This is a genomic window from Heyndrickxia vini, from assembly GCF_016772275.1.
Lineage (GTDB): Bacteria > Bacillota > Bacilli > Bacillales > Bacillaceae_C > Heyndrickxia > Heyndrickxia vini.
The window spans coordinates 777,438-800,679 of record NZ_CP065425.1 but is presented as its reverse complement, the minus strand read 5'-3'; the positions used below and the strand labels follow the sequence as shown (position 1 = coordinate 800,679).

Genomic DNA, 23,242 nt, shown 5'->3' with positions numbered 1-23,242 from the left:
GGCCCTTTTCACTTTGAAAAGGGGCCGATAATTATTTGATCCCCATTAAATTAGGCAAAAATGTTGATAGTGCTGGAATATATGTGATTAATAACAATACAATGACTGCCGATATTAAAAACGGAACGATCGCCTTTGAGATTTTATGAATCTTTACATTTCCAATTCCGCTAGCAACGTATAAATTCAACCCGACTGGCGGAGTAAATAATCCAATTGCCAGGTTTACCGTCATGAAAACACCAAACACAGTTGGATCAATATTAAAGTGAATAATTACTGGAATTAAAATCGGGACAAAAATATAGAATGCAGAAATCGCATCGATGAATGCTCCCGCAATTAACAAAATAATATTGATAATTAATAACGAGACAATTGGACTAGATGAAAGACCTAATAACGAATCCGACATGGTTTGGGCGATCTGCTCAGTTGTAATGATATACGCGAATAAAGATGCAGCACTGACAATAAATGTGATAACCGCTGTTTGGATTGATGCATCGTACAGAATCTTAAAAATATCTTTTATTCTCAATTCACGATAGATAAAGATTCCGACGATAAACCCGTAAAAGACTGCTACAACAGCTGCTTCTGTTGGCGTAAATATTCCTCCGTAAATACCGCCAAGAATAATGACAGGTATTAAGAGTCCCCAAATCGCACTGCGAAAAGCTTTAAAAACTTCCTTTCCGGATGCTCTTTCTCTTTTTTCTAAAGTAGCCGCAATCTCTTCATTGCCAATCGACTGCTTAGCCAATCCCCTATTTTTCACATAAAGCGCCGAAATAATAAAACCGATTCCCATTAATAATCCCGGAATTATTCCAGCTACAAATAACCGTCCAATTGAAATACTGATCTGATCACCCGCAACAACAGCGAAAACGATGAAAGCAATACTTGGTGGAATAACAATCCCAATTGAACCCGAACTTGCTAACAACGCACTTGCTGATTCTCTTTTCATTCCGTTTTTCACAAGTGCCGGAATAAGAATACTTCCGATTGCTGCAACTGTAGCTGGTCCAGACCCTGATATTGCAGCAAAGAAGATGGCTGTAATAACGGTTACAAAAATCATACCGCCTTTAAGATGACCCACACATACATCAGCAAAATGAATCAAACGCTTCGAAATACCGGCGTAATCCATGATGACCCCAGCCAGGACAAAGAATGGAATCGCCAGGAGTGTGAATTTCGCGACACTTGAATATAACACATCCGGTACAAGTGCAAGATTATCAATTCCCCCACTCATTAAAAGGACAACAATGGAGGAGACCGCCAAGGAGATGGCGATTGGAATTCGAATGATAACGAGTATTGCAAAGATCCCAAACAGTAAAAGTGTTGTCATGCCTTAACCCCACTTTCGCTCGCTTTTGCTTCTTTCCATTCAATGAAGCCCGCTTCAATCGCTCGATATAATCCAAATAGGCAACCAATTGGGAATCCCAGGGTGAAAATCCATTGATGCCAGCCAAGTGCGGGTGTCATTTGGTTGGATTCTACTTGAAAGCTGACCATGTCGTAACCAAAGTACACAAATATGAGAAAGATGACGGAAATAAGTGTACTGCTAAAAACAATCAGCACTTTTTTTGGTACACCGGTTAACTTATCAAACAACATCGAGAAACCGAGATGCGCATTGTTTCTGATTCCTGCCGCAGCACCTAAAAAAGTGACAAGGACAAAAAGGTTAATCGTCACCTCTTCTGTAAATGAAATAGAGTAATGGAATAAATAGCGTGAAACGATATTGGCAAATGCAACTAGACTCATTACTCCTAATGAAACTGCTAAGACAGTATTTTCTATATAGGCAATCATCTTAGACATGAACGTTCCCCCTCTTAGCTCTCTTGAAAGGCTTTCAACAAGTCAGCTCCCCAATCTTTTTCGTACGTTTTATAAATATTTTCTGATGCCTTTTTAAATTGTTCAATTTCTGCATCTGTCGGATAATAGAATTCCATTCCAGAATCTTTTAGTTCTTGAATCTGCTTTTCTTCTTGTTCACGTGCTAATTTAATTTGATATTCATTCGCATTTTTAGCAGCTTCTTTAATAATCTTTTGATCGTCAGGACTCATACTGTCGAATTTCTTCTTGTTCATACCGAAAATTAACGGGTCATAGGAATAATTCCACATTGAAATGTATTTTTGGACTTCATTTAGTTTTGAAGAGTAAATAACATCAATTGGGTTTTCTTGACCATCGATTGTATTTTGTTGTAATGCGGTAAATACTTCAGAAAATGTCATTGCCGTTGGATCCGCTCCATAGCCTCTCCATAAATCGGTATACATTTTGATTCCTGGAATACGGATTTTTAATCCTTTCAAATCTGTCGGAGTTTTAATTGGATGAACACTGTTAGTTACTTGTCGAAAGCCGTTTTCGCCAAAGCCTAATGTTTCGATGCCTTTTTCTGAGAGGATTTTCTTTAACTCTTCTCCACCTTTTCCATTCATTTTTTGATCAACTTCATTTAAATCTTTAAATAGAAATGGGGCACTGACAACGCCAAGACGAGCGTCGAGAACAGAATAAATAATTGGTGAATGATAGCTGAAATCGGTTGATCCTTTTACAAGCATTTCTACACCTTTGGCAGAATCGCCACCGGATAATTGTTCATTTGGATAAACCTTTGTTTTGATTCTTCCATCTGTTTTCTCCTCCACTTCCTTCGCGAATTTCTCAGCTGCCTTATACCATGTAGAAGATTCAGAGACTGTGACTGACATTTTTAAGTTATAGCTTTTTTTCCCGCCAGAGGCACTTTTTGAGCTGCCGCATCCCGCCAAAGCAACTAATAAAATAGCGCTCACGACGATTAGTGCTAGTTTTCTCCATTTCATTTACAATTCCCCCTTGTTTATAAATCCGAGTCTTAATGAAAGATCCTTTGTTGCGTGCTGTCCAAGAATAATCGCTTTTTCCATTACCTCATCATCAAATCGATAAGATAATCCAGCTACACAGAGTGCACCTGCCAATTCGTTACGGGCATTATAAATAGGAAACGCGATCCCCTTTAATCCTTTCTCCCATTCTTCACGGTCAACAGAATAGCCATTAGCCCGAACCTTTTTTAATTCAAGCATTAGTTGATCTTTGTTTGTTAATGTATTTTCTGTATGCGCTTCCAATTTGTTTCTTGAAAAATACAAATCTAGTCGTTTTTCGGTTAGGTGCGCCAGGTAAAGTTTTCCAGATGCGACACAGTATAATGGAGCATGTTTTCCAACTCCCAATACAATGCGGGCAGCTGATTGACTTTCCATTTTTTCCACATAAAGAACTTGGTCCCCTACAAACTGTGCCAAAAATGTGCTTTCATTTACTTTTTCTGCGATGGATTGAAGATATGGTCGTGCAATACTGTTGAGGTCTAAGTTGTCCGATGCCTTTTGGGCAATTTGGAACCATTGTTGTGATAGGTAATATTTCTCTTGATGGTCTTTTGTGATGTAACCTAACTGGTCAAAGGTGGAAAGAAAACGATGAATCGTTGCTTTGTTGCTCTTTGCTTTGCTTACCATTTCCGTAAATGTCATTGGCTTTTCTGCAAGCATTTCTACTAATTTGAATGCCTTCTCAACTGTTTTAAGAACTTCCGCGAATGGAATCACCCCCGTACCCGGTTCCACTATTCGGAACCATAGTTACATTTTACGGGATTATTATAGATTAGACATTTCGAAATTGTCAATATGTTATTAATTTTTATATTTTTCGGATAAATATATTGTTTACCAGTTAGATAAATAGTAGAATTTTTAGTATTTAGTGTGTTGGTAGGAAACAGCAAGGGGGTAATTCTATGAAGATTTTTCAATTATGTATGAGGATGATTTCGAAGTTTTTGCCTATTTGGATTGTTTTATTGTCAATAATTGCATATATGTTCCCACATACATTTCGTTCGATTAGAAGCTTTACGGGAATTGGATTAGGGACTATTTTTCTTTTAATGGGGATGTCACTTTCAACTGATCGTATGATGTCTGTATTGAAAAAGCCGAAAAATGCATTAATCGGGGTCGCATTAAAATGGATCATTACGGTGAGTGTAACAATCGTGATTGCCTTTCTATTCTTTCGAGCTGAACCAGAAATTGCAACAGGAGTTATTTTAGCCGGAACCGTTCCTAGTGGAACATCTGCTAATTTATATACATTTATTGCTGGAGGCGAAGTTGCATTAAGCATCACGATGGCAACGATGGATACAATCATCTCACCACTTTTGACGCCAGCACTTGTCCAAGTTTCTGCCGGAAAATTTATAGATATTGCCTTTTTGCCATTATTTTTAAATATTATTTATATCGTGTTCATCCCTCTTTTTGTTGGGTTGTTCTTGCAATGGAAGTGGTCCTCTAAGGTGAAGCATGTCCAACCTTATACGTCATTTCTTTCTACTATTGCGTTATTTATTGTCGTGTTATCCGTTATTTCTGGAGCGCAACCATCATTGCACCAACATATTGAGTTGCTCCCGCTAATCTTTATCGCCGTCTTTTTTCAAGTATCGATTCCCATGATAGCCGGCTATTGGATTGCGCGGCACTTTAATATGGCAGAACCAAGCAGCAGATCCATTCTATTTCATGTTGGCATCTGTAATACCGCTCTATCTTCAACCCTTGCTATGCAACACATTAGTTCCGTTGCCGCCGTGCCAGCTGTTGCCAATATGGTCGTCAACCTAACTATCGGCGCATTTGTTGCAAACATGTTTGCCTACAGGAACAAAGCAGCAGTCCTGGGGGTAGAGACTCGGACCTTTGTGGGAAAATAGACCCGTTTACTTTCCCACTAGTTCTCCTTTTTTTCGGAATGAAGAAGTGTTTTCAATTTCTCCGATAGTTCTTCAATCAGTTGATTGGCTGATATGCCTGCTTCGTTTCCCTTTTGGTATCCAAAGTCTAGAATTCTCTTAAATTGCAATTCTATATCCTTTTCTTCCATGAGATGGTCCCCCAATAGTGTAATGTACTATTCGTCTACGAATTTTTCAAATCATAGTTATTGTATGTGCTACCGTTAAGAATGGTGTATCAGAGATTATACATGTTATCGATCATCATTTAATAATCGTTTCTGTGCGTTACATAAAACTTCAGTAATTGTACCACAATTATTATATTTTTACATTATTCGTCAAAATTTCAGCTTTTTCCTCCTTCTTTTTAACTTTCTTGTAGAATCAGATGACATGCCATTTTTTACATAAAAATTAAAAAACTTTGACATAATGATGATAATGCTTTAAATTAGAAATATACGAATGATTTTCAATGAAAATGATTTCAATATTCGTGTTTAGGAGTGTTATTCATGGAAAATGTATTTGACTACGAAGATATTCAATTAATTCCTGCAAAGTGTGTGGTAAACAGCCGTTCTGAGTGTGATACTTCTGTTAAATTAGGCGGACGCATATTTAGGTTACCTGTTGTTCCTGCCAATATGCAGACAATTATCGACGAAAAGGTAGCACTTTTCTTAGCAGAAAACGATTATTTTTATATTATGCATCGTTTCCAACCGGAGAAACGATCAGCGTTTATTAAGGACATGAAATCTCGCGGGCTGTATGCGTCGATTAGTGTTGGCGTGAAAGAGGAAGAATATCACTTCATTCAACAGCTTGCCGATGAAAACCTAGTACCTGAATATATTACGATTGATATTGCACATGGACATTCCAATGCAGTAATCAATATGATTCAGCATATTAAGAAACACTTACCAGAAAGCTTTGTTATTGCTGGAAATGTTGGAACTCCTGAGGCTGTTAGAGAGCTGGAAAATGCGGGAGCAGATGCTACAAAAGTTGGAATAGGTCCGGGAAAAGTTTGTATAACAAAAATCAAAACAGGTTTTGGAACAGGTGGTTGGCAATTAGCTGCGTTACGTTGGTGTGCAAAAGCAGCAAGCAAACCAATTATTGCAGACGGCGGTATTCGTACACATGGAGACATCGCGAAATCAATTCGCTTCGGTGCATCGATGGTTATGATCGGGTCATTATTTGCTGGACACGAAGAGTCTCCGGGTGAAACGTTTGAAAAGGACGGAAAACTTTACAAAGAATATTTTGGCTCCGCCTCTGAATTTCAAAAAGGCGAAAAGAAAAACGTAGAAGGCAAGAAAATGCATGTAGAGCATAAAGGTAAATTACAAGATACACTAATTGAAATGGAACAGGATCTTCAGTCCTCTATTTCATATGCTGGTGGCAATAAGCTAGATGCTATCCGCAATGTAGATTACGTCGTTGTAAAAAATTCAATTTTTAATGGGGACCGAGTGTACTAAATCCAATTATATTTGTACCAATATTATACAAATGGGCATTACTTTTTATTTGGAAAAGTAGTGCCCATTTGTATTTGGATGTAAGTATTGTCGATGGTGGTCCAGCTGCCTCACACGACCTTCAGTTCTAGTTTTAAAATTTGATACAGCTCATCGAGTTTCTGAATTTGATAGGTTGGAACGATGTCTGTATTGTTGAGTTTCATGATAGGATTGAACCAGCATATATCTATTCCGGCTGCTTGCCCACCGAGGAAATCTGCACTTAAAGAATCCCCGATAATTAAGGTTTTTTTTAAAAAAGTGAGGAATTCGTGCAAATACAAGCTGCCGCCGTATATCATATAAATTAAGGGGTGAAAGAATGAGAATGCAAAGAGCATCTAAAAGACGTCGAAAATCTAAGTTTCTTATCCTTTTTATTGTTTTGATTGCTATTATAGGCGGGTACTGTGCCTATCAACAAATAGCAGAATTTAAAGCGGGGAAAAGGAGGATATCAAACTATCCACCTCTTCTTCATCTAATCAATCGCATGAAAAGGAAAAAGGTACGAGTACGGAAAGCAAAGAAAAGTCGCCTGTTCAAAAAGAAATCACTCTAGAACAAAAGGTCAATCAATTAGTCAAGAAGATGTCCCTTAAAGAAAAGATTGGACAATTAGTCGTTGTCGGCTTTCAAAGTGATGCAGTAGATTCCCATATTCAAACGATGATTAATGATTATAAAGTAGGTGGAATCATTTTATATGATCGAAATATGGATACTCCGCAGCAAGTGACGAAATTGACGAATGATTTACAACATCTAGCAAAGAAAAGTGAACATCACATCCCGCTGATTGTAAGTATTGATCAAGAAGGCGGACAAATTGTCAGAATGAGAGATCACGTATCACCAATTCCTTCCCAGCAAGAGCTTGCTAAGCAGGGAAGTGCAAAAAACGTTTTTGACACTGCCTATCGAAATGCTAAAGAACTAAAAGCGATGGGAATAAACGTCAACTACGCACCTGTTATGGATTTATCGAGTACGGATAGTCGATCATTCGGGGAAGATCCAAAACAGGCAAAAGCATTTGGTGAGCAAGCGATTGCCGGGTTTCAAAAGGCAGGAATAACCGCAACATTAAAGCATTTTCCTGGAAATGGTCGAAGCAACATCGATCCACATCTTGAAACATCGTCTGTTCAAGCAAATCAGTTGGATTTAGAGAACAAAGATATTTATCCATTTCGAAAAATCATCAAGGAAGTCAATCATCAACAATTTTTTATGATGGTTACACATATTAAATATCCTGCATATGACAAAGAAAATCCAGCAAGCATCTCACCGATCATTATTCAAAAATTGCTGCGACAAAAGCTCGGCTATAAAGGAATCGTCATAACAGATGATCTGGAAATGGGAGCGGTGAGTAAATACTATAGCTACCCAGACTTGGGATACCGGGCAGTTGATGCCGGAGCAGACTTATTACTCGTGTGTCACACTTTAGAAAGCCAAAAACAAGTCATCAATGGAATCATCGATGCAGTCCAAAGCGGAAAACTCACTGAAGACCGAATCAACCAATCCGTCAAACGAATCCTTACTTTCAAACTTTCAATGATCAAGTAGAAAAAAACGAAAGATAGAATAGAATCCAATTCCTTGTGATAAAATGATGTTTGGAAGAACAAATATATCAATCACATGTTTGAAATAGAATTGAGGTCATTTTGATGAAGGTAAAAGTCAATCGCAATGCAGCTAAAGTGATGGATAAAATGTTGAAAGATGAAGAATCAGAAGGAAAGATGCTACGGGTAATCATCACAGAAGTACATGGTGATCATGCCCATTATGCGCTGCAATTTGATCATCCAACAGAGCATGATGAAATTGTCAAAACTGATAAAGGAATCGATATTCTGTTAGACAAACGCGATGAAGACTATTTGGACGGGGTGTGGATTCAATTTTTCTATGTACCTGAGGAAGAGTTTGTTATCACTAATCCAAAAAAGGGGCATCACATACATTAAGGGAAAGTAGACCAAGTCCACTTTCCCTTTTTTTAACTTACTTCTCTACTCTATTCAAAAACTCTCTTACCACACGCACGTATTCCTCAGGTTCTTCAAGGAATCCTTGATGTGCACTATTTTCAAATACGTGAAAATCTGCACCTTGTATTTGCCGGCTTTGTGCTTCAACCGTTTGAGGTGATGCCTCATCATATCTACCGCAAGTAAATAATGCTGGCAGCTTGATTTCATGTAATCGGTCAGTCACATCAAATGTATTTAAATTACCGGTCGTATAAAATTCCGATGGTCCCCACATTGTTTCATATACAACTTCATTGCTCTTCGCATACTCGGATTTTAATTCTTCAGGTTTTGAGTCAAGTCGATAGACAAATCGCTTATAAAATACTTTCATCGCCTCTTTATACTCTTCCGAATTCGTCGTTCCTTCTTTTTCACATTTGGCAAGAACGTCTTGAATTTCCTGTGGGAGTTCCTTTCGATGCTCGTCCTGATCTCGTGCCCATTGCGGTGCACTTAAACACGGGCTGGAGAAAATTACACTTTGTATTCCTTGCGGTTGTGTCAGCAAATAACTAGCTGCAAGCATCGTCCCCCAAGAATGTCCTAATATATGTAATTGATCAAGCTCGAGTGCTTCACGAATTTGCCCTAATTCTTCCACAAAACGATCAACTTGCCAAAGGGACTTATCAGTTGGATGATCAGATCGTCCGGATCCAAGCTGATCATAGAAAATAACCGTGCGTTCATCTGCTAATGATTGTAGATTTGTTAAGGAAACATGTGTACCACCTGGACCTCCATGCAGCAAAATAATCGGAGTCTTTCCCCCATCCCCCACTTTCTTATAGTAAACCTTTCCTCCTGTAACTGAAACATAGCCTTCCTTCATGATTCTCGCATCCTTTCCCCATATCGACTTTTATCCATTTTAATACACTTTTACATAATTAAAAATAAACGTATTTACATAAACCCGCTATTTATGCTTTATAAAAGCCTTCCTTGTAAGAACACGGTTCCCCAACATCCCATCATATTCCACCCGATTACGTCCTTTTGATTTGGCTTGATATAGTGCGTTATCTGCTTTTTCCATCAGTTGCTCGATTTCCTTTTCATTCGTGACCTGCCCAGTTACCAGTCCGATGCTAATGGTCAGATGATGAGAAACAGGTGAATATTCGTGAGGAATGTTCAATTCCATAATCGCTTCTTGAATAGTTTTCGCCAATCGTTCGGTTTCAGATGAATCAAAGTCAAATAAGGCGATAACAAATTCTTCTCCACCAAAACGGGCAATGAAGCTTGACGTTGACTGAATACATATTTGGATTGTTTGAGCGACTGCCGTTAACACCTTATCCCCCTCAAGATGTCCATAATGGTCATTAAATAATTTAAACGCATCAATATCGAGCATCATTATTGAAACATTTCTCTTCTGATTATTGTAAATCAACATTTCCTGAATATATTGTTGAAACCCTCTCCGATTCGGGATTTTTGTTAATTCATCCATGATTGCAATTTTTTTAAGCTGTTCATTCACCATGGCCATTTCCAAATTGATTTTTTCATTTTCAGTAATTTTGGCAGCCAACCGATGATTCGTTTCTTTTAAAAGCAATTTATTTAAAAAATTTGTTGCATTACTTGAATATAACATCCGGGATGCCACCCAACAAAAAAAGAAAAAGACCAAAAGATTAATATAATGCCCCATCAAAATTGATTTGGAAGGTTGATAGAAAGGCAAACCGATGACGAGTACAGCAATAGGTAGGATATACATTTTCAGTATCGACTTGTTTGATGCGTAAAAAAGAATCGATATACACATGAAATTAATCACAAAAGCCATGACATGTCCATATTCTTTCTGATCAACTAAGGTAACAACCGCTCCCCAGACCATAAAAAAGGTAAAAAAACTATATAAACCAAATTGAAGCAGCTTTAATTGCCGATCCGTATGGAAATCACTTGTTTCATAACGATGAATCAAAAGAAGCATCCCTGCACTTATTCCCAGCAAAAGAAGATATAGCACGATATAGGTATTCAGAGAAAACTCCAATTGTCCATGGTCCGGGACATGCCTTGAAGATAAATTCTTCAATATCAGTAGGGCTTCAAATATGATTACAATCTTAGCAAATAGCTTACATCGCTGTATGTTTTCATGAAATAAATGATCATCTAACAATTTCTGTTTTTCATTCGAAACTTTTGGAGTGACAAATGTATGGATAATTTTCATTTCCGCCCTCATCTTGTTAATATTTTCTATTAAATTATATAAAAGTCATTCAGAAATTAGTAGAACTTTTGAATCAATTATTTTTCATTACTTTACTTTAAGAATAAAGTTTAAGTTCAGACACAAAGTTGATTGAATCAAAATAGCAAGTAACTTCAACAACTAGAGAAGAACTTCAAATTTTTTCAAGACAAGAAAATCTGGCTACCCGTCATAGTTGAATAAAAAATAAAATTTTCAGAAATATGTAGAATATTCTACCTATATATTTTATAATCATTTTTATATCATAAATCAAATGTTAAAAATATATGATTTATAAATTAACATTTGAAAAATAATATTCATTTACTCATTTCGTTTTGTAAGAAAATAATCGGATATTGCTTTCCTTTCACTGATTCTGTCTGGAAACCATTATCCTAATATTTCTAACTATTCATCAAAGGAGGAGATTACATGACGATCAATGAACCTGTATTTGCTGCGATGTTAATTCTCGCGTTAGTAGCTGTAGGGGAAATTATTTCTGTTTTAACTCGTGCTAGAGTACCAATGCTGCTCGTAGCTATTCTTGGATTTCTCATACTAGTTTGGACGGGAATTTTCCCAAAAAATATTGTTGAAACTTCATCCTTCAATGGTATAGGGGTGTTATTAACAGGACCATTAGTTGTCCACTTAGGAACGCTCATCCCATTTTCAATGATGTCTAAACAATATAAAGCTGTCATTATCTCCCTGGGTGGAGCGTTAATCGCCCTCGTTCTTGTCCTTCCTATCATCACTTTACTATTCGGCTATGAAACTGCAGTTGCCGGAATGGGCCCGATTGTAGGAGGAATTGTTGCCTTTCTTGTTACTTCTGCAGAATTAAAAGAACTTGGTTTCGAAAGTTTAGTGGCGATTCCCGCCTTAGTTTTGGCGATACATAAACTATTTGGTATGCCGGTTGCTTCTATTTTCCTTCGAAAATATGCTCTATTTTTACGTGATGAAACGGATCTTCTTGAGCGTCACAAACAAACTGCGGCCACAATAGAGACAACGCTGAAACATTCAACAACTATAACTATGAAAAAAAAGAAATACGAATTCAATACAGCCAATGTACTGCTATTTAAACTTTTTCTAGGAGCTTCCATTGCCACCGTCATTGGATCCGTAACAGGTGTGAGCTCAACAATCTGGTGCTTAGTCATCGGTGTGTTAGGAGCAAGAGTGAAATTTTATGATGAAAATATTATGGATAAGGCAAAAGCTTCAAGCATTGCTATCTTAGGTACGATTTTTATCGTTATCGCTTCTATGAGTACTGTTAGTCTAAAACAATTTTTACATTTCATCCCGCAAATTTTAGCCATTATTGTGTTAGGACAAATTGGCATCATCTTAGGCGGATATCTATTTTCAAAACTAACAAAATGGCATCCGTACAAAGGAATGTCCCTAGCATTAACAGCCATGTTTGGTTTCCCAGCAGACTATATTCTTTGTCAGGAAGTTAGCCGCAGTGTTGGACGAACTGATGAAGAACAACAAATCCTGCTTAATGAACTATCACCACCTATGCTAATTGCAGGCTTTACAACTGTCACTGTCGCATCTGTTATTATCGCCAGCATTCTTGTAAAAACATTATAAAGATAGAGGGCATCGTCCCTCTTTCTTATTTAGGGGGGAAATAAAATGGAACCAATTTTATCTACATGGAAGTCAATTACTTTGTTGCTTGTTTCGTTTGCAGTTATTTTTGTTGGGATTCTTTATCTAGAGGCACCTTCAACGATTGTTTTAATTTTTGCCGGAGTATCGGTGATTATTTTATCCGTTATATGGGGAGTACGATGGCAAAAGATTGAAGATGATTTATTAAACAATTTAAAAGCGATGCTTCAACCGATTCTCATCTTATTAGCAGTAGGAATGTTGATAGGAGCGTGGATGTTATCCGGAACAATTCCTTTGATTGTATATTACGGTCTATTAAGTATTAACCCTATGTATTTCCTCATTCTCACAGCAGTTATTTGTTCATTTATGTCAATAATGGCAGGAACATCTTGGGGAACGATCGGAACAGTTGGCGTTGCACTAATGGGCGTTTCTATCGGCCTTGGTATTCCAGCACATTATACAGCTGGAGCAATTGTTGTCGGTGCCATATTCGGTGATAAACTTTCTCCACTATCTGATACAACAATCATGAGCGCGGCCATGGCAAAGGTGAGTCTTGTCGATCATATTAAACATTTACTTTGGACAACGATTCCCGGCTATTGTATTTCACTCGTTTTATATTTGATTCTTGGTTTTCAATTTGGAGGTCAAATCGAAAAGAACGAGAAAGTCGAAGTCATTCTGAAAACCTTGCATGAGCATTTTAACCTCAACCCACTTTTGCTTCTTCCACCTATTATTGTATTACTCTTAATTTATTTTAAAAAACCAACGCTTCCTGTTTTTATGATTGGAATTTTAACAGGTTGCTTGTTAGCTATTCTCTTTCAAGGAAGAGATGTACTTGAAGTGGCAAATGTTTTGAATAAAGGGTATCAAGATTCTACAAGTGTTGCGATTGTCGATGAAATTATCCAACGCGGTGGATTAGCAAGCATGCTTGGTACAGTTGCCTTGTTAATAGGTGCGGCTGTTTTTGGATCACCATTACAAACAGCAGGTGTTATTCAAATCATCCTACAGAAAATTTCCGAACTCGCAAAAAGTGCGAAAACGATGATGGCATCGAGTTTAACTCTACATGCCTTACTATTTTCTATTACTGGAAGCTATTATGTGACCTTCGCGGTTGTTGGTCCTATGATCAGTCCATTATATGATAAATACCAACTCCATCGAAAAAATTGGTCAAGAACGATGGAAGACACGGGGACTGCCCTTGCTCCAATTATTCCTTGGAGTGTAACAGGTGCCTTTATCGCCGATACATTGAAGGTGCCGACAGGGGATTATATCCTATTCGCACCAATGACTTATCTAGGTATCATTTTTGCACTGATCTATATCTTTACTGGAGTAGGCATCGCAAAATCAAAAAACAAAGGTTCAAAAAGGTATGATTCCGAGTTGAAAACCAAGGGGATGTAATCAAGAATTACATCCTTTTTTCGGCGATTTCCACATTAGATTACTTCATCAATTCCTTAACTAACTCTTTATTACGTTTTTTAAAAAGCTCATTATGGGAAGAAACCATTCCGATTTTGTTAGCATTAGGTTGAACAAATTTTTTTGCCTTATTGACGGCGTTCGCGGCATCCTGAAAAGCACCCGCGATTAAATTCACTTTTCCATCATGCATTAAAATATCGCCCGCTGCGTAAAGTCCGTCTACAGATGTTTCACTCGTCGCGTTTCCAGCAATATAGTAGTGATCAACTAATTCAATCTCCAAGTCACTATCTTTCAATAAGGTTGCATCTTGTTGAAACCCATGATTAATGATCACTTCGTCTACTGACAACTGCTGTATCTCTCCAGTTTCATGATTTTCCAGTTCTACCCCTTCAATCTCCTCATGAGTACGACTAGCAATAAGTTTTTTAATCGTCGTATTCAAGTAACAAACTGCACAACTATTCATTAATTGTGTAGCTTGAGCTTCATGACCTGCTAATGTATCCTTCCGATACGTTACATACACATTTTTGGCAATAGACTCTAACTCATTTGCCCAATCGATTGCAGAATTCCCTCCGCCTGAAATTAGCACATTTTTATCTTTAAACTGCTTTAGCGATTTTACTGTGTAATGTAAATTAGACACTTCAAACCGCTCCGCCCCTTCAATTTCCAGCTTTTGAGGATTCAATATTCCACTACCGATTGCAACAATAACCGTTTTCGAAAAATGCTTTTGACCCGATGAACCTTGGAGGACAAATTGGCCATCGATATTACGTGAAATCGATTCAACTTTTTCATTCAACACAACCGTTGGCTGAAAGGTTAATCCTTGAACGACCAATTGCTCAATTAATTTCGCTCCAGGTATCGGTGTCTGCCCACCCACATCCCATATCATTTTTTCAGGATACACATGAAGTTTTCCGCCTAAATATGGCTGAAATTCAATAATCTTCGTCTTCATTTCTCTTAATCCACTATAGAACGCCGAGTACAACCCTGCTGGCCCTCCACCAATGATTGTCACATCAAATAACTCCTGCTGCTCCATTTTTGCGAACCCTCCTCAATATTTATTTTATGTAAATATATGCCTACTATCTTCGTGTATTTTTTCTTAAAATCATTTTAACTGATAACGATTATCAATTTCAATCATTTTTTTCAACTTAAAAAAAATGGTTGACAATAAAAACAATCCACCATATAGTTATTGGTGAAAATGAGAATCATTATCAACAAAATCACATTTGGAGGTTACGATGGGACGCCTATATACGAGTAATATAAACATTGGTTATGGAGACCATGTCATTGTGAAAAATCTCAGTGTTGAAATACCTGATAAAAAAATCACTACAATTATCGGTTCAAATGGCTGTGGAAAATCAACCTTGTTAAAAGCAATCACAAGGATTATTTCTCATCAATCGGGATCTGTGGTGCTTGATGGAAAAGATATTTTGAAGGAAAACACAAAAAACTTAGCTAAAAAAATGGCGATTCTTCCACAATCACCGGAAAGTGCAAACGGACTTACAGTTGGTGAACTTGTATCTTATGGTCGTTTCCCCTATCAAAAAGGATTTGGCCGCTTAACGAAAAAAGATATCGAAGTCATTGACTGGGCACTGGAAGTGACAGGAACGATTGAATATAAGTTTCGTTCTGTCGACGCACTGTCTGGGGGACAACGACAACGTGTGTGGATTGCCATGGCTCTCGCTCAAGAAACAGACATTATCTTTTTGGATGAACCGACCACCTATTTAGATATGGCGCACCAGCTGGAAGTTCTAGAGCTTTTACAAAAACTAAATAAGGAACAAGAACGAACCATCATTATGGTCCTCCATGAATTAAACCAAGCCGCCCGCTTTGCCGACCACCTTATTGCCATGAAGGATGGTGAAGTCGTAAAAGCGGGTAACTGTGAAGAAGTAATCAATCGCCATGTTCTGCAAAAAGTGTTTAATATTGACGCAGAAATCGGCAGGGACCCGCGTACCAACAAACCAATGTGTATCACTTATAACCTAGTAAAAGGAGAAAACAAACATGAAGAAAATCGTATTCCCGATCATTTTGCTCTTAGTGCTAATTATTAGTGCCTGCAGCAATGGAACAAAAGACAAAGAAAAGGGTACTGCTGCAAAAGAGGAAACACAAAAAACGATTACATATCAATCGGAAAACGGACCTATAAAAGTACCTGCCCACCCAAAACGTGTGGTCTTATTATCCGGTTATACAGGTAATGTATTATCATTAGGTGTCAACGTCGTCGGTGCCGACACATGGTCAAAAAACAATCCAACATTTAAAGAAAAATTGAAAGATGCTCAAGAAGTTTCAGAAGACAATGTCGAAAAAATCATTTCACTAAAACCAGATTTAATTATCGGCTTATCTACGACAAAAAATCTAGATAAGTTTAAAAAGATCGCACCTACTGTCACATATACATGGGGAAAGGTCGATTATTTGACTCAACATGTTGAAATCGGAAAACTTTTAAACAAAGAAAAAGAAGCAAAAGAGTGGGTTGATGATTTCAAAAAACGTGCTCAAGAAGACGGTGATGAAATTCGCGCAAAGATCGGTGAAAATACAACTGTATCCGTTATAGAGAGCTATGGCAAAGACCTTTATGTTTACGGGGATAACTGGGCTCGTGGAACAGAAATATTATATCAATCTATGAAACTAAAAATGCCCGAAAAAGTAAAAGAGAAAGCATTAAAAGCAGGTTATTATACTTTATCTTCAGAAGTACTTCCTGAATTTGCTGGCGACTATATTATTTTAAGTAAATATTCCGATGCTGATACATCATTCCAAAAAACAGAATCATACAAAAACATTCCTGCCGTCAAAAACCACCATGTATTTGAAATGGAAGGAAACGGAGCTTCTTTTAACGATCCGATTACACTAGAGAAACAACTTAAATTTTTTGAAAAGTCCTTTTTAGGTAAATAAAGCTTAGAAAGGGGTTGTCCGCAAATAGGAATGGGCAGCTCCTTCTTCCCTATCCTACATATGAAAGATGGAAAATCGATGAATAAGAATACGAATAGCTCCATCCTATTTGTGTATAAGCTGTTAGCAGGAATCCTCGCATTAGTTGGAATGTTTGTCATTTCTATGGCATTTGGAGCGGCAGAGACAACCGTTAAAGATGTGTGGCTGGCACTTACATCTAATTTAAAGACTGATACCGTTTTGATGCTACGTGAAATCCGTTTTCCCCGGGAAGTAGCAGCGATTGTCGTAGGAGCTGCACTTGCTGTTTCAGGCGCCATCATGCAAGGCTTAACGAGGAACCCACTTGCCGATCCCGGCTTACTCGGATTATCAGCTGGAGCAAATGCCGCACTGGCTCTCACCCTAGCATTTATCCCATCAGCTAATTATTTTTGGATAACGATTGCCTGCTTTGTCGGTGCAGCTGTGGGAACTGCTATGGTGTTTGGCATAGGTGCACTCCAAAAAGGCGGCTTTTCTCCGCTTCGAATTGTATTGGCGGGTGCAGCCGTTTCAACTTTTCTTTATGCCATTGCTGAAGGTATCGGGCTGATTTTTAAACTTTCTAAAGACGTGTCGATGTGGACATCCGGCGGAATGATTGGAACGACATGGGGCCAACTAAAAATCATTATTCCGTTTGTCTTAATCGGAATACTCGTTTCGATGTTCCTTTCAAGACAACTAACCATTTTAAGTTTGAATGAAGAGGTGGCAGTTGGTTTAGGGCAAAAAACAACCCAAATAAAGATGATTCTTTTTATTGTGATCATATTACTTGCTGGAACATCTGTTGCACTTATTGGCAATATGGCTTTTATCGGGCTGATGATTCCTCATATCGTTCGTGCCTTTGTTGGGACTGATTACCGTTTTATCCTTCCTACTAGCGCAATTATTGGGGCAACCTTCATGCTTTTTGCTGACACACTTGGTCGAACACTCAATGCTCCATATGAAACACCGGTGGCCGCCATTGTTGCAGCGTTGGGCTTACCTTTCTTCCTGATAATTATTCGAAAAGGAGGTAAGATGTTCTCATGATTCATCCGGCATTAATCAAGAAACAACGAATCATTTTATTTATTCTTTTAATACTTATTTTGGCCACAATTGTTGTTGGGATGGGAATTGGGGACGCTAGTCTTTCCTACAATCGATTGCTTCCAACTTTATTCGGTAAAGGGACATTTTCAGAGGAATTTGTTTTGTTTTCGATTCGCCTCCCACGAATCATCATTACTTTATTGGCTGGTATTGCACTTGCTTTGTCGGGAGCTATTTTGCAAGGAATTACCCGTAATGATTTGGCTGATCCGGGGATCATTGGGATAAACGCTGGCGCTGGTGTAGCAATTGCTATTTTCTTTTTATTTTTTCCAATTGAGGTCGGTTCATTTGTATATATGTTGCCGCTTCTTGCCTTTGGCGGTGCATTCCTTACGTCTATCCTTATCTATATCTTTTCCTATCAAAAGAATAGCGGATTACAGCCAGTAAGATTAGTATTAGTCGGAATTGGATTTTCGATGGCGCTTTCAGGTGTGATGATTCTACTTATTTCATCCGCTGAACGAGAAAAAGTGGACTTTATCGCGAAATGGTTGGCAGGAAATGTTTGGGGTGATGACTGGCCATTTATTTGGGCGCTCCTTCCATGGTTGCTCATCCTGATCCCATTCACTCTTTACAAAGCTAATCGCTTAAACCTTCTTGGGCTGAGCGAACCAGTGGCGATCGGGGTTGGGGTATCACTTGAAAAAGAACGGATCGTCTTACTATTAACTGCTGTTGCTCTTGCAGCGTCCGCCGTATCGGTTACTGGTGGTATTTCATTCATCGGACTAATGGCACCCCATATTGCAAAAGCATTAGTAGGGCCGCGCAATCAATTATTTTTACCTGTTTCGATCCTTATTGGCGGTTGGCTGTTACTATTCTCAGACACCATTGGTAGAAATCTGATTGAACCAAGTGGAATTCCAGCGGGAATTATGGTTGCATTAATTGGGGCACCGTACTTTATGTATTTACTATTAAAGAAGCAGAATTAAGGGGCGTCGGGACTCTGAACCCGCTTCCCCCTCTTTTCTACTATTTTTTCTTGAACCCGTCATTTTGGGCGTTATCCCCCTCATTTTTCTACCATTTTCTCTCAACCCTATCATTTTGGGCGTTATATCCCTCGCTTTTCTACCATTTTCCCTTGATCCCGTTATTATGGGCGTTATCCCCCTCTCTTTTCTACCATTTTTCCTCAATCCTATCATTTTGGGAGTTTTCCCCTTCGCTTTTCTACCATTTCTCCTCGCTCCCGTTATTATGGGCGTTATCCCTCTCGTTTTTCTACCATTTTCCCTCAATCCTATCGTTTTGGGTGTTATGTCACCCGCTTTTCTACCATAATAGGTCTAACCAAGTTTTTTGGGAGATTGTCACGATGATTATCTAATCTCCCGTGACAAAAACAACGACATTTGAATTGGTATAAAACTGGCGTGAATATGAATCACTGATTATTTTTACTAACATAATAGGAAGATCGTCGGTTCCCTATTTGTTTAAAGTTCGTTGAAAGAACCGCTTGGACTGTTTTAGAAGAGGGAATTTCGCACCATTCGTGGATTGACTTTGAAGTAATTTTTCTTTCCGGAAATAAAAAACTATACTCCTCAACACATCGTACAATGGCCGAAGCAATCTTTTCTCTAAATCCACATTTCGTGCAGATAATCAGTGCTTTTTTGTACCCTTGTATGAATGAGTGACAATGTGCACAAGTGATTCCTTTTCTTAATTGTTCGAAAGTATAGTTGGGTATTCGCATAAAGGGAGATTTCTTCATATGCATTGATAATAATTGATTTACTAGTTTCATATGTTTGCTATTTACGTTTGATGGTGTCATGTTTATCGAAGTGATTAAACGGTCAATCTGTGGAGGAAATGTAATGGGTAAATCAACCGGAGCATGATAGAGATAAAAGTTTGGGTTAACAAAGATCAAATGGGGCTTGATTGGAATAGAAATTCCAAGATCTTGAAGTATTCGTCGGAACAAAGATGTATTCCTATTTAACTGAAGCATAGGGTTCTTTATTTCCTTGCCATTTAATGAATACCATTTTTCATTTTCAATATAGTAGTCGCCTTCAAAATTTTTCACTTCGAAAAAATGGATAATGTTAGAGGTAAGTACTAAGGAATCAATTTGAAATACATTATTGTTATATTCAAACAGTAAATCATTTAATATGAGGCAGTCTGACGAAAGTTTTTCTAACCACTGATCAAACCTTTTTTCACCTTCATATCCTTTTTTAAGAGTCAAATAATATGATAATTCCTTATCTGATAAAGTCATCCGAAAGTATAAATATTTAAAAAACATTAATTCTTCTGATTCGCAACGAGATTTCGCAAACATATCCCACTTCCTTTTCATTACCTTTCACTTATAATCTTTAAGTGATCTTATGAACAAGATTACATGAACGACTTCTTAAAAACAATCCTTTTCCCTCATTGAAAAGTCTACCAAAATAAGTCTATTTCATATTTTAGCGGAGCTAGTATTACGCTTCCAACGAAACCTGGCACGTATAATGTATCATTTGAAGTGATAAAAAAATAAAACGGGACCCAAGATCCCGTTCCTTCCTTGTCATACCTCCCTTTATTTAGAGAATAATGGGAGGTATTCTTTATGTGCTTCTAGCATTTCATCTAGTATTTGTTTAGCCACTACATCGGATGGGACGAGTGGATTGATAGTCATCGCAAGTAGTGCTGTGTGGTAATCACCAGTTGCCCCTGCATCAGCAGCAATTCGTTCAAATGACTTAATTTGTTGGACTAAACCACGAACAGCGACTGGTAAGTCACCCATCGTTATCGGTTTTGGACCGTCCTTTGTGATAATAGCGCTTACTTCAACGGCAGAATCATTCGGTATAGAGGCGATGGCACCATTATTGATTGTATTTACTGGTTGAATATCACCTTTATTGTTATAGAGTGAAGAAATGAGACGACAAGCGGAATCACTGTAGTATGCCCCTCCCCGCTTTTCCAATTGTGGAGGCTTAATGTTTAAGTTTGGATCTTTATACAGTTCAAAGAGATCGTCCTCCAGCTTTTTCACCACTTCTGCCCGAGTTCCTTCATTTTCTGCATCCTTTAATTCTTGTTCCAGCATTTCTTGCGTTTTATAGTAATAGCGATGATATGGACACGGGATAAGGCGCAGTGCTTTAATAAAGTATGGATTCCATTTGAATGCAGCAATATTATTCATCGTCATGTCGTCAGATGCATTCGCCATCATTTCAATGACTCGATCAGTCACATCTTCCCCATCCAACAATACTTTCGAACCATATACCATATGGTTTAGGCCCATAAAGTCCACATGAACACGGGAAATATCTGCCCCAAGCATTTCGGCAATATCCATATTCATATGGATCGGTACATTGCAAAGTCCAACGACTCTTCTAAAGGAAGTATGGCGCAAGATTGCTTCAGTTAAGATACCTGTCGGATTAGTAAAATTGACTAACCAGGCATTCGGGCATAATTCTTCGATATCTCTCACTATATCTAGAATGACAGGAATTGTTCGAAGTGCCTTAAATAAGCCACCCGGACCATTCGTTTCTTGTCCAATCACATGGTACTTAAGGGGAATCCGTTCATCTTTTGCACGCGCATCAAGTAATCCTACTCGGATTTGTGTCGTAACAAAATCTGCTTCTTTTAATGCTTCACGCCGATTTAAAGATAAATGAATCGTAATAGGAAGATTTGCCTTAGCAACCATTCGTTTCGCTAAATTCCCAACGATTTCGAGCTTTTCTTTCCCTTCTTCGATATCCACCAGCCAAATCTCAGTTATCGGCAATTCATCATATCGTTTAATAAACCCTTCTATGAGTTCGGGAGTATAACTGGAACCCCCACCTATCGTCACAACTTTCAATTTTTTTTGCATGTATATCACCCCCGCAATGAAACTTTCATTTATTTTTGAATTTTTTTATGCAAGAATATAATTTCTTCTGCCAGTTCTTTCACTGTGATTGAATTCATTAAATGGTCCTGTGCATGAACTAATAAAATGGAGAATTCCGATTTTTCCCCTTGCGCTTCCCCTTGAATAAGCCCTGTTTGAACTTGATGTGCTTCATTTAATTCCTTCTTCGCCTCTAGTACTTTTTCTTCTGCTTCCTGAAAATGATCTTCTCTGGCCAACCGAATCGCTTCGATAAGAGAGCTGCGAGCATTTCCACTGTGCAATATGATTTGAAAAGATGTTTGTTCAATTGATTGGGTCATATTTTTCCTTCTCCCTGAAGTTTTTCCGTTATTTTTATTTTGCTAGATTAATAGCTGCTTCCAATACAGCCTCCCCATCCATTAAGCCGTAATGCATTTGATTAATTACATCCACTTGAATCGGTTTTGATCCGACCAATTTCTTCATATCGCTTAATAAATAGCGTACTTGTGGTCCAAGTAACAGTACGTCCGCTTTATCTAAATTTTCACCCGCTTGGTCATTTGAAACTGCCCAAATTGTCGCATCAATTCCTTTTTTCTCAGCTGCCTTTTGCATTTTTGTAACTAATAAACTTGTAGACATTCCTGCAGAACAAACTAATAAAATATTCATTGATTACATCCTCCTAGAGTTGTTTTCTTTACACTTCAAAATTGACCATATATTTATGAATGTTTGTGTTATAGAAGGCAATGGAATACTCAACTAATTCATCGCCTTCATTATAGGCATACCTCATTCGCTTAAATAACGGCTGAATAGGTATTTGAAGCTTTTCCGCAATTTCTTTACTTGGACTTTCGACTTCAAACTCATCCGTAAATCGCGAGAAAGAAATTCCCTTTTCATTTAAAAGGTCATATAAAGACATCATGTACACTTCCGTATCTAACGAAAGAGATAACCATATTGGCAAATAATGCGAAAAGTAAATATATGGTTGATCATCTAAATAGTATAATCGAGTCACACAATAGCAAGTTTCGCCAAATTGTTCATATAAAAAAGTATCCGGCTCATTGTGAATGACAGATATGTTTGCTTGTTTTTTCTGAATTTTGTACCCCTTATCTACTAATATCTCTGTGAAGTTTTTTGCCTTGGATAATTTGGAAATTAATTTATTATTTATGACTTTGGTTCCTTTGCCACTACGTTTTTCTAAGTAGCCTTCACCAACTAGTTCTTCTACTGCATTACGGATCGTAATTTTACTAACATTAAATTCGTGTTCCAATTGTTCTTGAGATGGAATATACGTACCGATTCGATATTCTCCACTCAAAATACGTTCTTTTAAAATATTTTTTACTTGTAAATATATCGGGCCCTTCTTCTTCGAAAGATTCACGA

Annotated in this window: 25 protein-coding genes and 1 pseudogene; 11 read left to right on the top strand and 15 right to left on the bottom strand. The window is 37.8% G+C overall.

Going from position 1 to position 23,242, the window contains the following annotated elements; all coding sequences use genetic code 11:
• Positions 1 to 31: 31 nt before the first annotated feature.
• Genes I5776_RS04080 through I5776_RS04065 form a run of 4 tightly spaced genes read right to left on the bottom strand, consistent with a single transcriptional unit; the run spans position 32 to position 3,656 of the window.
• Positions 32 to 1,369, bottom strand: coding sequence for a TRAP transporter large permease (locus tag I5776_RS04080; protein WP_202779092.1), 1,338 nt, complete (start codon positions 1,367 to 1,369; stop codon positions 32 to 34).
• The gene (locus I5776_RS04075) at positions 1,366 to 1,854 is read right to left on the bottom strand and encodes a TRAP transporter small permease (RefSeq protein WP_202779091.1); all 489 of its coding nucleotides are present in this window, start codon (positions 1,852 to 1,854) and stop codon (positions 1,366 to 1,368) included. The genes I5776_RS04080 and I5776_RS04075 overlap by 4 nt, the downstream gene beginning before the upstream one ends.
• A gap of 14 nt (positions 1,855 to 1,868) precedes the next feature.
• Entirely contained in the window at positions 1,869 to 2,882 is a 1,014-nt protein-coding gene (locus I5776_RS04070; protein WP_202779090.1) for a DctP family TRAP transporter solute-binding subunit, read from the bottom strand.
• Complete coding sequence (locus I5776_RS04065; RefSeq protein ID WP_202779089.1) at positions 2,883 to 3,656, bottom strand: IclR family transcriptional regulator; 774 nt, start codon at positions 3,654 to 3,656, stop codon at positions 2,883 to 2,885.
• Positions 3,657 to 3,847: 191 nt separating this feature from the next.
• Between I5776_RS04065 and I5776_RS04060 the strand changes: the two genes are divergently transcribed.
• Positions 3,848 to 4,828, top strand: coding sequence for a bile acid:sodium symporter family protein (locus tag I5776_RS04060; protein WP_202779088.1), 981 nt, complete (start codon positions 3,848 to 3,850; stop codon positions 4,826 to 4,828).
• 17 nt (positions 4,829 to 4,845) lie between these two features.
• Here I5776_RS04060 and I5776_RS04055 read toward each other — a convergent pair whose 3' ends face one another.
• On the bottom strand, positions 4,846 to 4,998 hold the full coding sequence (locus I5776_RS04055) for a YwzD family small protein (RefSeq protein ID WP_202779087.1): 153 nt from the start codon (positions 4,996 to 4,998) through the stop codon (positions 4,846 to 4,848).
• A 369-nt stretch (positions 4,999 to 5,367) separates the two neighbouring features.
• Here I5776_RS04055 and guaC point away from each other — a divergent pair, with 369 nt between their 5' ends.
• On the top strand, positions 5,368 to 6,351 hold the full coding sequence (gene guaC, locus I5776_RS04050; RefSeq protein WP_202779086.1) for a GMP reductase: 984 nt from the start codon (positions 5,368 to 5,370) through the stop codon (positions 6,349 to 6,351).
• Positions 6,352 to 6,461: 110 nt separating this feature from the next.
• On the opposite strand, the pseudogene I5776_RS21350 reads toward guaC, so the two are convergent.
• Positions 6,462 to 6,675, bottom strand: a pseudogene (locus I5776_RS21350) (HAD hydrolase-like protein); the annotation flags it as partial.
• A 40-nt stretch (positions 6,676 to 6,715) separates the two neighbouring features.
• Here I5776_RS21350 and I5776_RS04045 point away from each other — a divergent pair.
• The 3 genes from I5776_RS04045 (at position 6,716) to I5776_RS04035 (ending at position 8,381) form a co-directional block, all read left to right on the top strand.
• A complete protein-coding gene (locus I5776_RS04045; protein WP_202779085.1) occupies positions 6,716 to 6,955 on the top strand; it encodes a hypothetical protein in 240 nt (79 codons plus the stop codon).
• 29 nt (positions 6,956 to 6,984) lie between these two features.
• Positions 6,985 to 7,974 carry a beta-N-acetylhexosaminidase gene (gene nagZ / locus I5776_RS04040; RefSeq protein ID WP_202779084.1) on the top strand — a complete coding sequence of 330 codons (990 nt, stop codon included), beginning with the start codon at positions 6,985 to 6,987 and terminating at the stop codon, positions 7,972 to 7,974.
• A 104-nt stretch (positions 7,975 to 8,078) separates the two neighbouring features.
• The gene (locus tag I5776_RS04035) at positions 8,079 to 8,381 is read left to right on the top strand and encodes an iron-sulfur cluster assembly accessory protein (protein ID WP_202779083.1); all 303 of its coding nucleotides are present in this window, start codon (positions 8,079 to 8,081) and stop codon (positions 8,379 to 8,381) included.
• Positions 8,382 to 8,418: 37 nt separating this feature from the next.
• Here the strand turns inward: I5776_RS04035 and I5776_RS04030 are convergent, their stop codons facing one another.
• Positions 8,419 to 9,282 (bottom strand): proline iminopeptidase-family hydrolase, encoded by an 864-nt coding sequence (locus I5776_RS04030; RefSeq protein ID WP_202779082.1) that lies wholly within the window; start codon positions 9,280 to 9,282, stop codon positions 8,419 to 8,421.
• A gap of 87 nt (positions 9,283 to 9,369) precedes the next feature.
• Entirely contained in the window at positions 9,370 to 10,653 is a 1,284-nt protein-coding gene (locus I5776_RS04025; RefSeq protein WP_202779081.1) for a GGDEF domain-containing protein, read from the bottom strand.
• 459 nt (positions 10,654 to 11,112) lie between these two features.
• On the opposite strand from I5776_RS04025, the gene I5776_RS04020 reads away from it, so the two are divergent.
• Together I5776_RS04020 and nhaC are read left to right on the top strand one after the other, a co-directional pair.
• Complete coding sequence (locus tag I5776_RS04020; protein WP_202779080.1) at positions 11,113 to 12,297, top strand: hypothetical protein; 1,185 nt, start codon at positions 11,113 to 11,115, stop codon at positions 12,295 to 12,297.
• 45 nt (positions 12,298 to 12,342) lie between these two features.
• A complete protein-coding gene (gene nhaC / locus I5776_RS04015; RefSeq protein WP_202779079.1) occupies positions 12,343 to 13,761 on the top strand; it encodes a Na+/H+ antiporter NhaC in 1,419 nt (472 codons plus the stop codon).
• Positions 13,762 to 13,801: 40 nt separating this feature from the next.
• Here the strand turns inward: nhaC and I5776_RS04010 are convergent, their stop codons facing one another.
• Entirely contained in the window at positions 13,802 to 14,851 is a 1,050-nt protein-coding gene (locus I5776_RS04010) for an NAD(P)/FAD-dependent oxidoreductase (RefSeq protein ID WP_202779078.1), read from the bottom strand.
• 211 nt (positions 14,852 to 15,062) lie between these two features.
• Between I5776_RS04010 and I5776_RS04005 the strand changes: the two genes are divergently transcribed.
• From I5776_RS04005 to I5776_RS03990, 4 genes are all read left to right on the top strand, one after another.
• Complete coding sequence (locus tag I5776_RS04005) at positions 15,063 to 15,908, top strand: ABC transporter ATP-binding protein (protein WP_202779077.1); 846 nt, start codon at positions 15,063 to 15,065, stop codon at positions 15,906 to 15,908.
• Positions 15,859 to 16,782 carry an iron-hydroxamate ABC transporter substrate-binding protein gene (locus I5776_RS04000; protein WP_202779076.1) on the top strand — a complete coding sequence of 308 codons (924 nt, stop codon included), beginning with the start codon at positions 15,859 to 15,861 and terminating at the stop codon, positions 16,780 to 16,782. The genes I5776_RS04005 and I5776_RS04000 overlap by 50 nt, the downstream gene beginning before the upstream one ends.
• A 78-nt stretch (positions 16,783 to 16,860) precedes the next feature.
• The gene (locus I5776_RS03995) at positions 16,861 to 17,871 is read left to right on the top strand and encodes a FecCD family ABC transporter permease (RefSeq protein WP_202779075.1); all 1,011 of its coding nucleotides are present in this window, start codon (positions 16,861 to 16,863) and stop codon (positions 17,869 to 17,871) included.
• Positions 17,868 to 18,881 (top strand): FecCD family ABC transporter permease, encoded by a 1,014-nt coding sequence (locus I5776_RS03990; protein WP_202779074.1) that lies wholly within the window; start codon positions 17,868 to 17,870, stop codon positions 18,879 to 18,881. Before I5776_RS03995 ends, I5776_RS03990 begins: the two co-directional genes overlap by 4 nt.
• Here the strand turns inward: I5776_RS03990 and I5776_RS03985 are convergent.
• From I5776_RS03985 to I5776_RS03960, 6 genes are all read right to left on the bottom strand, one after another.
• Positions 18,864 to 19,190: a hypothetical protein gene (locus tag I5776_RS03985; RefSeq protein WP_202779073.1), complete on the bottom strand. Its 327-nt coding sequence runs from the start codon at positions 19,188 to 19,190 to the stop codon at positions 18,864 to 18,866. The two genes, I5776_RS03990 and I5776_RS03985, sit on opposite strands and share 18 nt — an antisense overlap.
• A gap of 146 nt (positions 19,191 to 19,336) precedes the next feature.
• On the bottom strand, positions 19,337 to 20,254 hold the full coding sequence (locus I5776_RS03980) for a nuclease-related domain-containing protein (protein ID WP_202779072.1): 918 nt from the start codon (positions 20,252 to 20,254) through the stop codon (positions 19,337 to 19,339).
• 249 nt (positions 20,255 to 20,503) lie between these two features.
• Positions 20,504 to 21,820, bottom strand: a complete 1,317-nt coding sequence (locus I5776_RS03975) for a 6-phospho-beta-glucosidase (protein ID WP_202779071.1) — start codon at positions 21,818 to 21,820, stop codon at positions 20,504 to 20,506.
• Positions 21,821 to 21,849: 29 nt separating this feature from the next.
• Entirely contained in the window at positions 21,850 to 22,164 is a 315-nt protein-coding gene (locus I5776_RS03970) for a PTS lactose/cellobiose transporter subunit IIA (protein WP_202779070.1), read from the bottom strand.
• Between the two features lie 34 nt (positions 22,165 to 22,198).
• Complete coding sequence (locus tag I5776_RS03965; RefSeq protein WP_202779069.1) at positions 22,199 to 22,501, bottom strand: PTS sugar transporter subunit IIB; 303 nt, start codon at positions 22,499 to 22,501, stop codon at positions 22,199 to 22,201.
• A gap of 28 nt (positions 22,502 to 22,529) precedes the next feature.
• Positions 22,530 to 23,240 carry a GntR family transcriptional regulator gene (locus tag I5776_RS03960; RefSeq protein ID WP_202779068.1) on the bottom strand — a complete coding sequence of 237 codons (711 nt, stop codon included), beginning with the start codon at positions 23,238 to 23,240 and terminating at the stop codon, positions 22,530 to 22,532.
• Between the last annotated feature and the right edge of the window lie 2 nt (positions 23,241 to 23,242).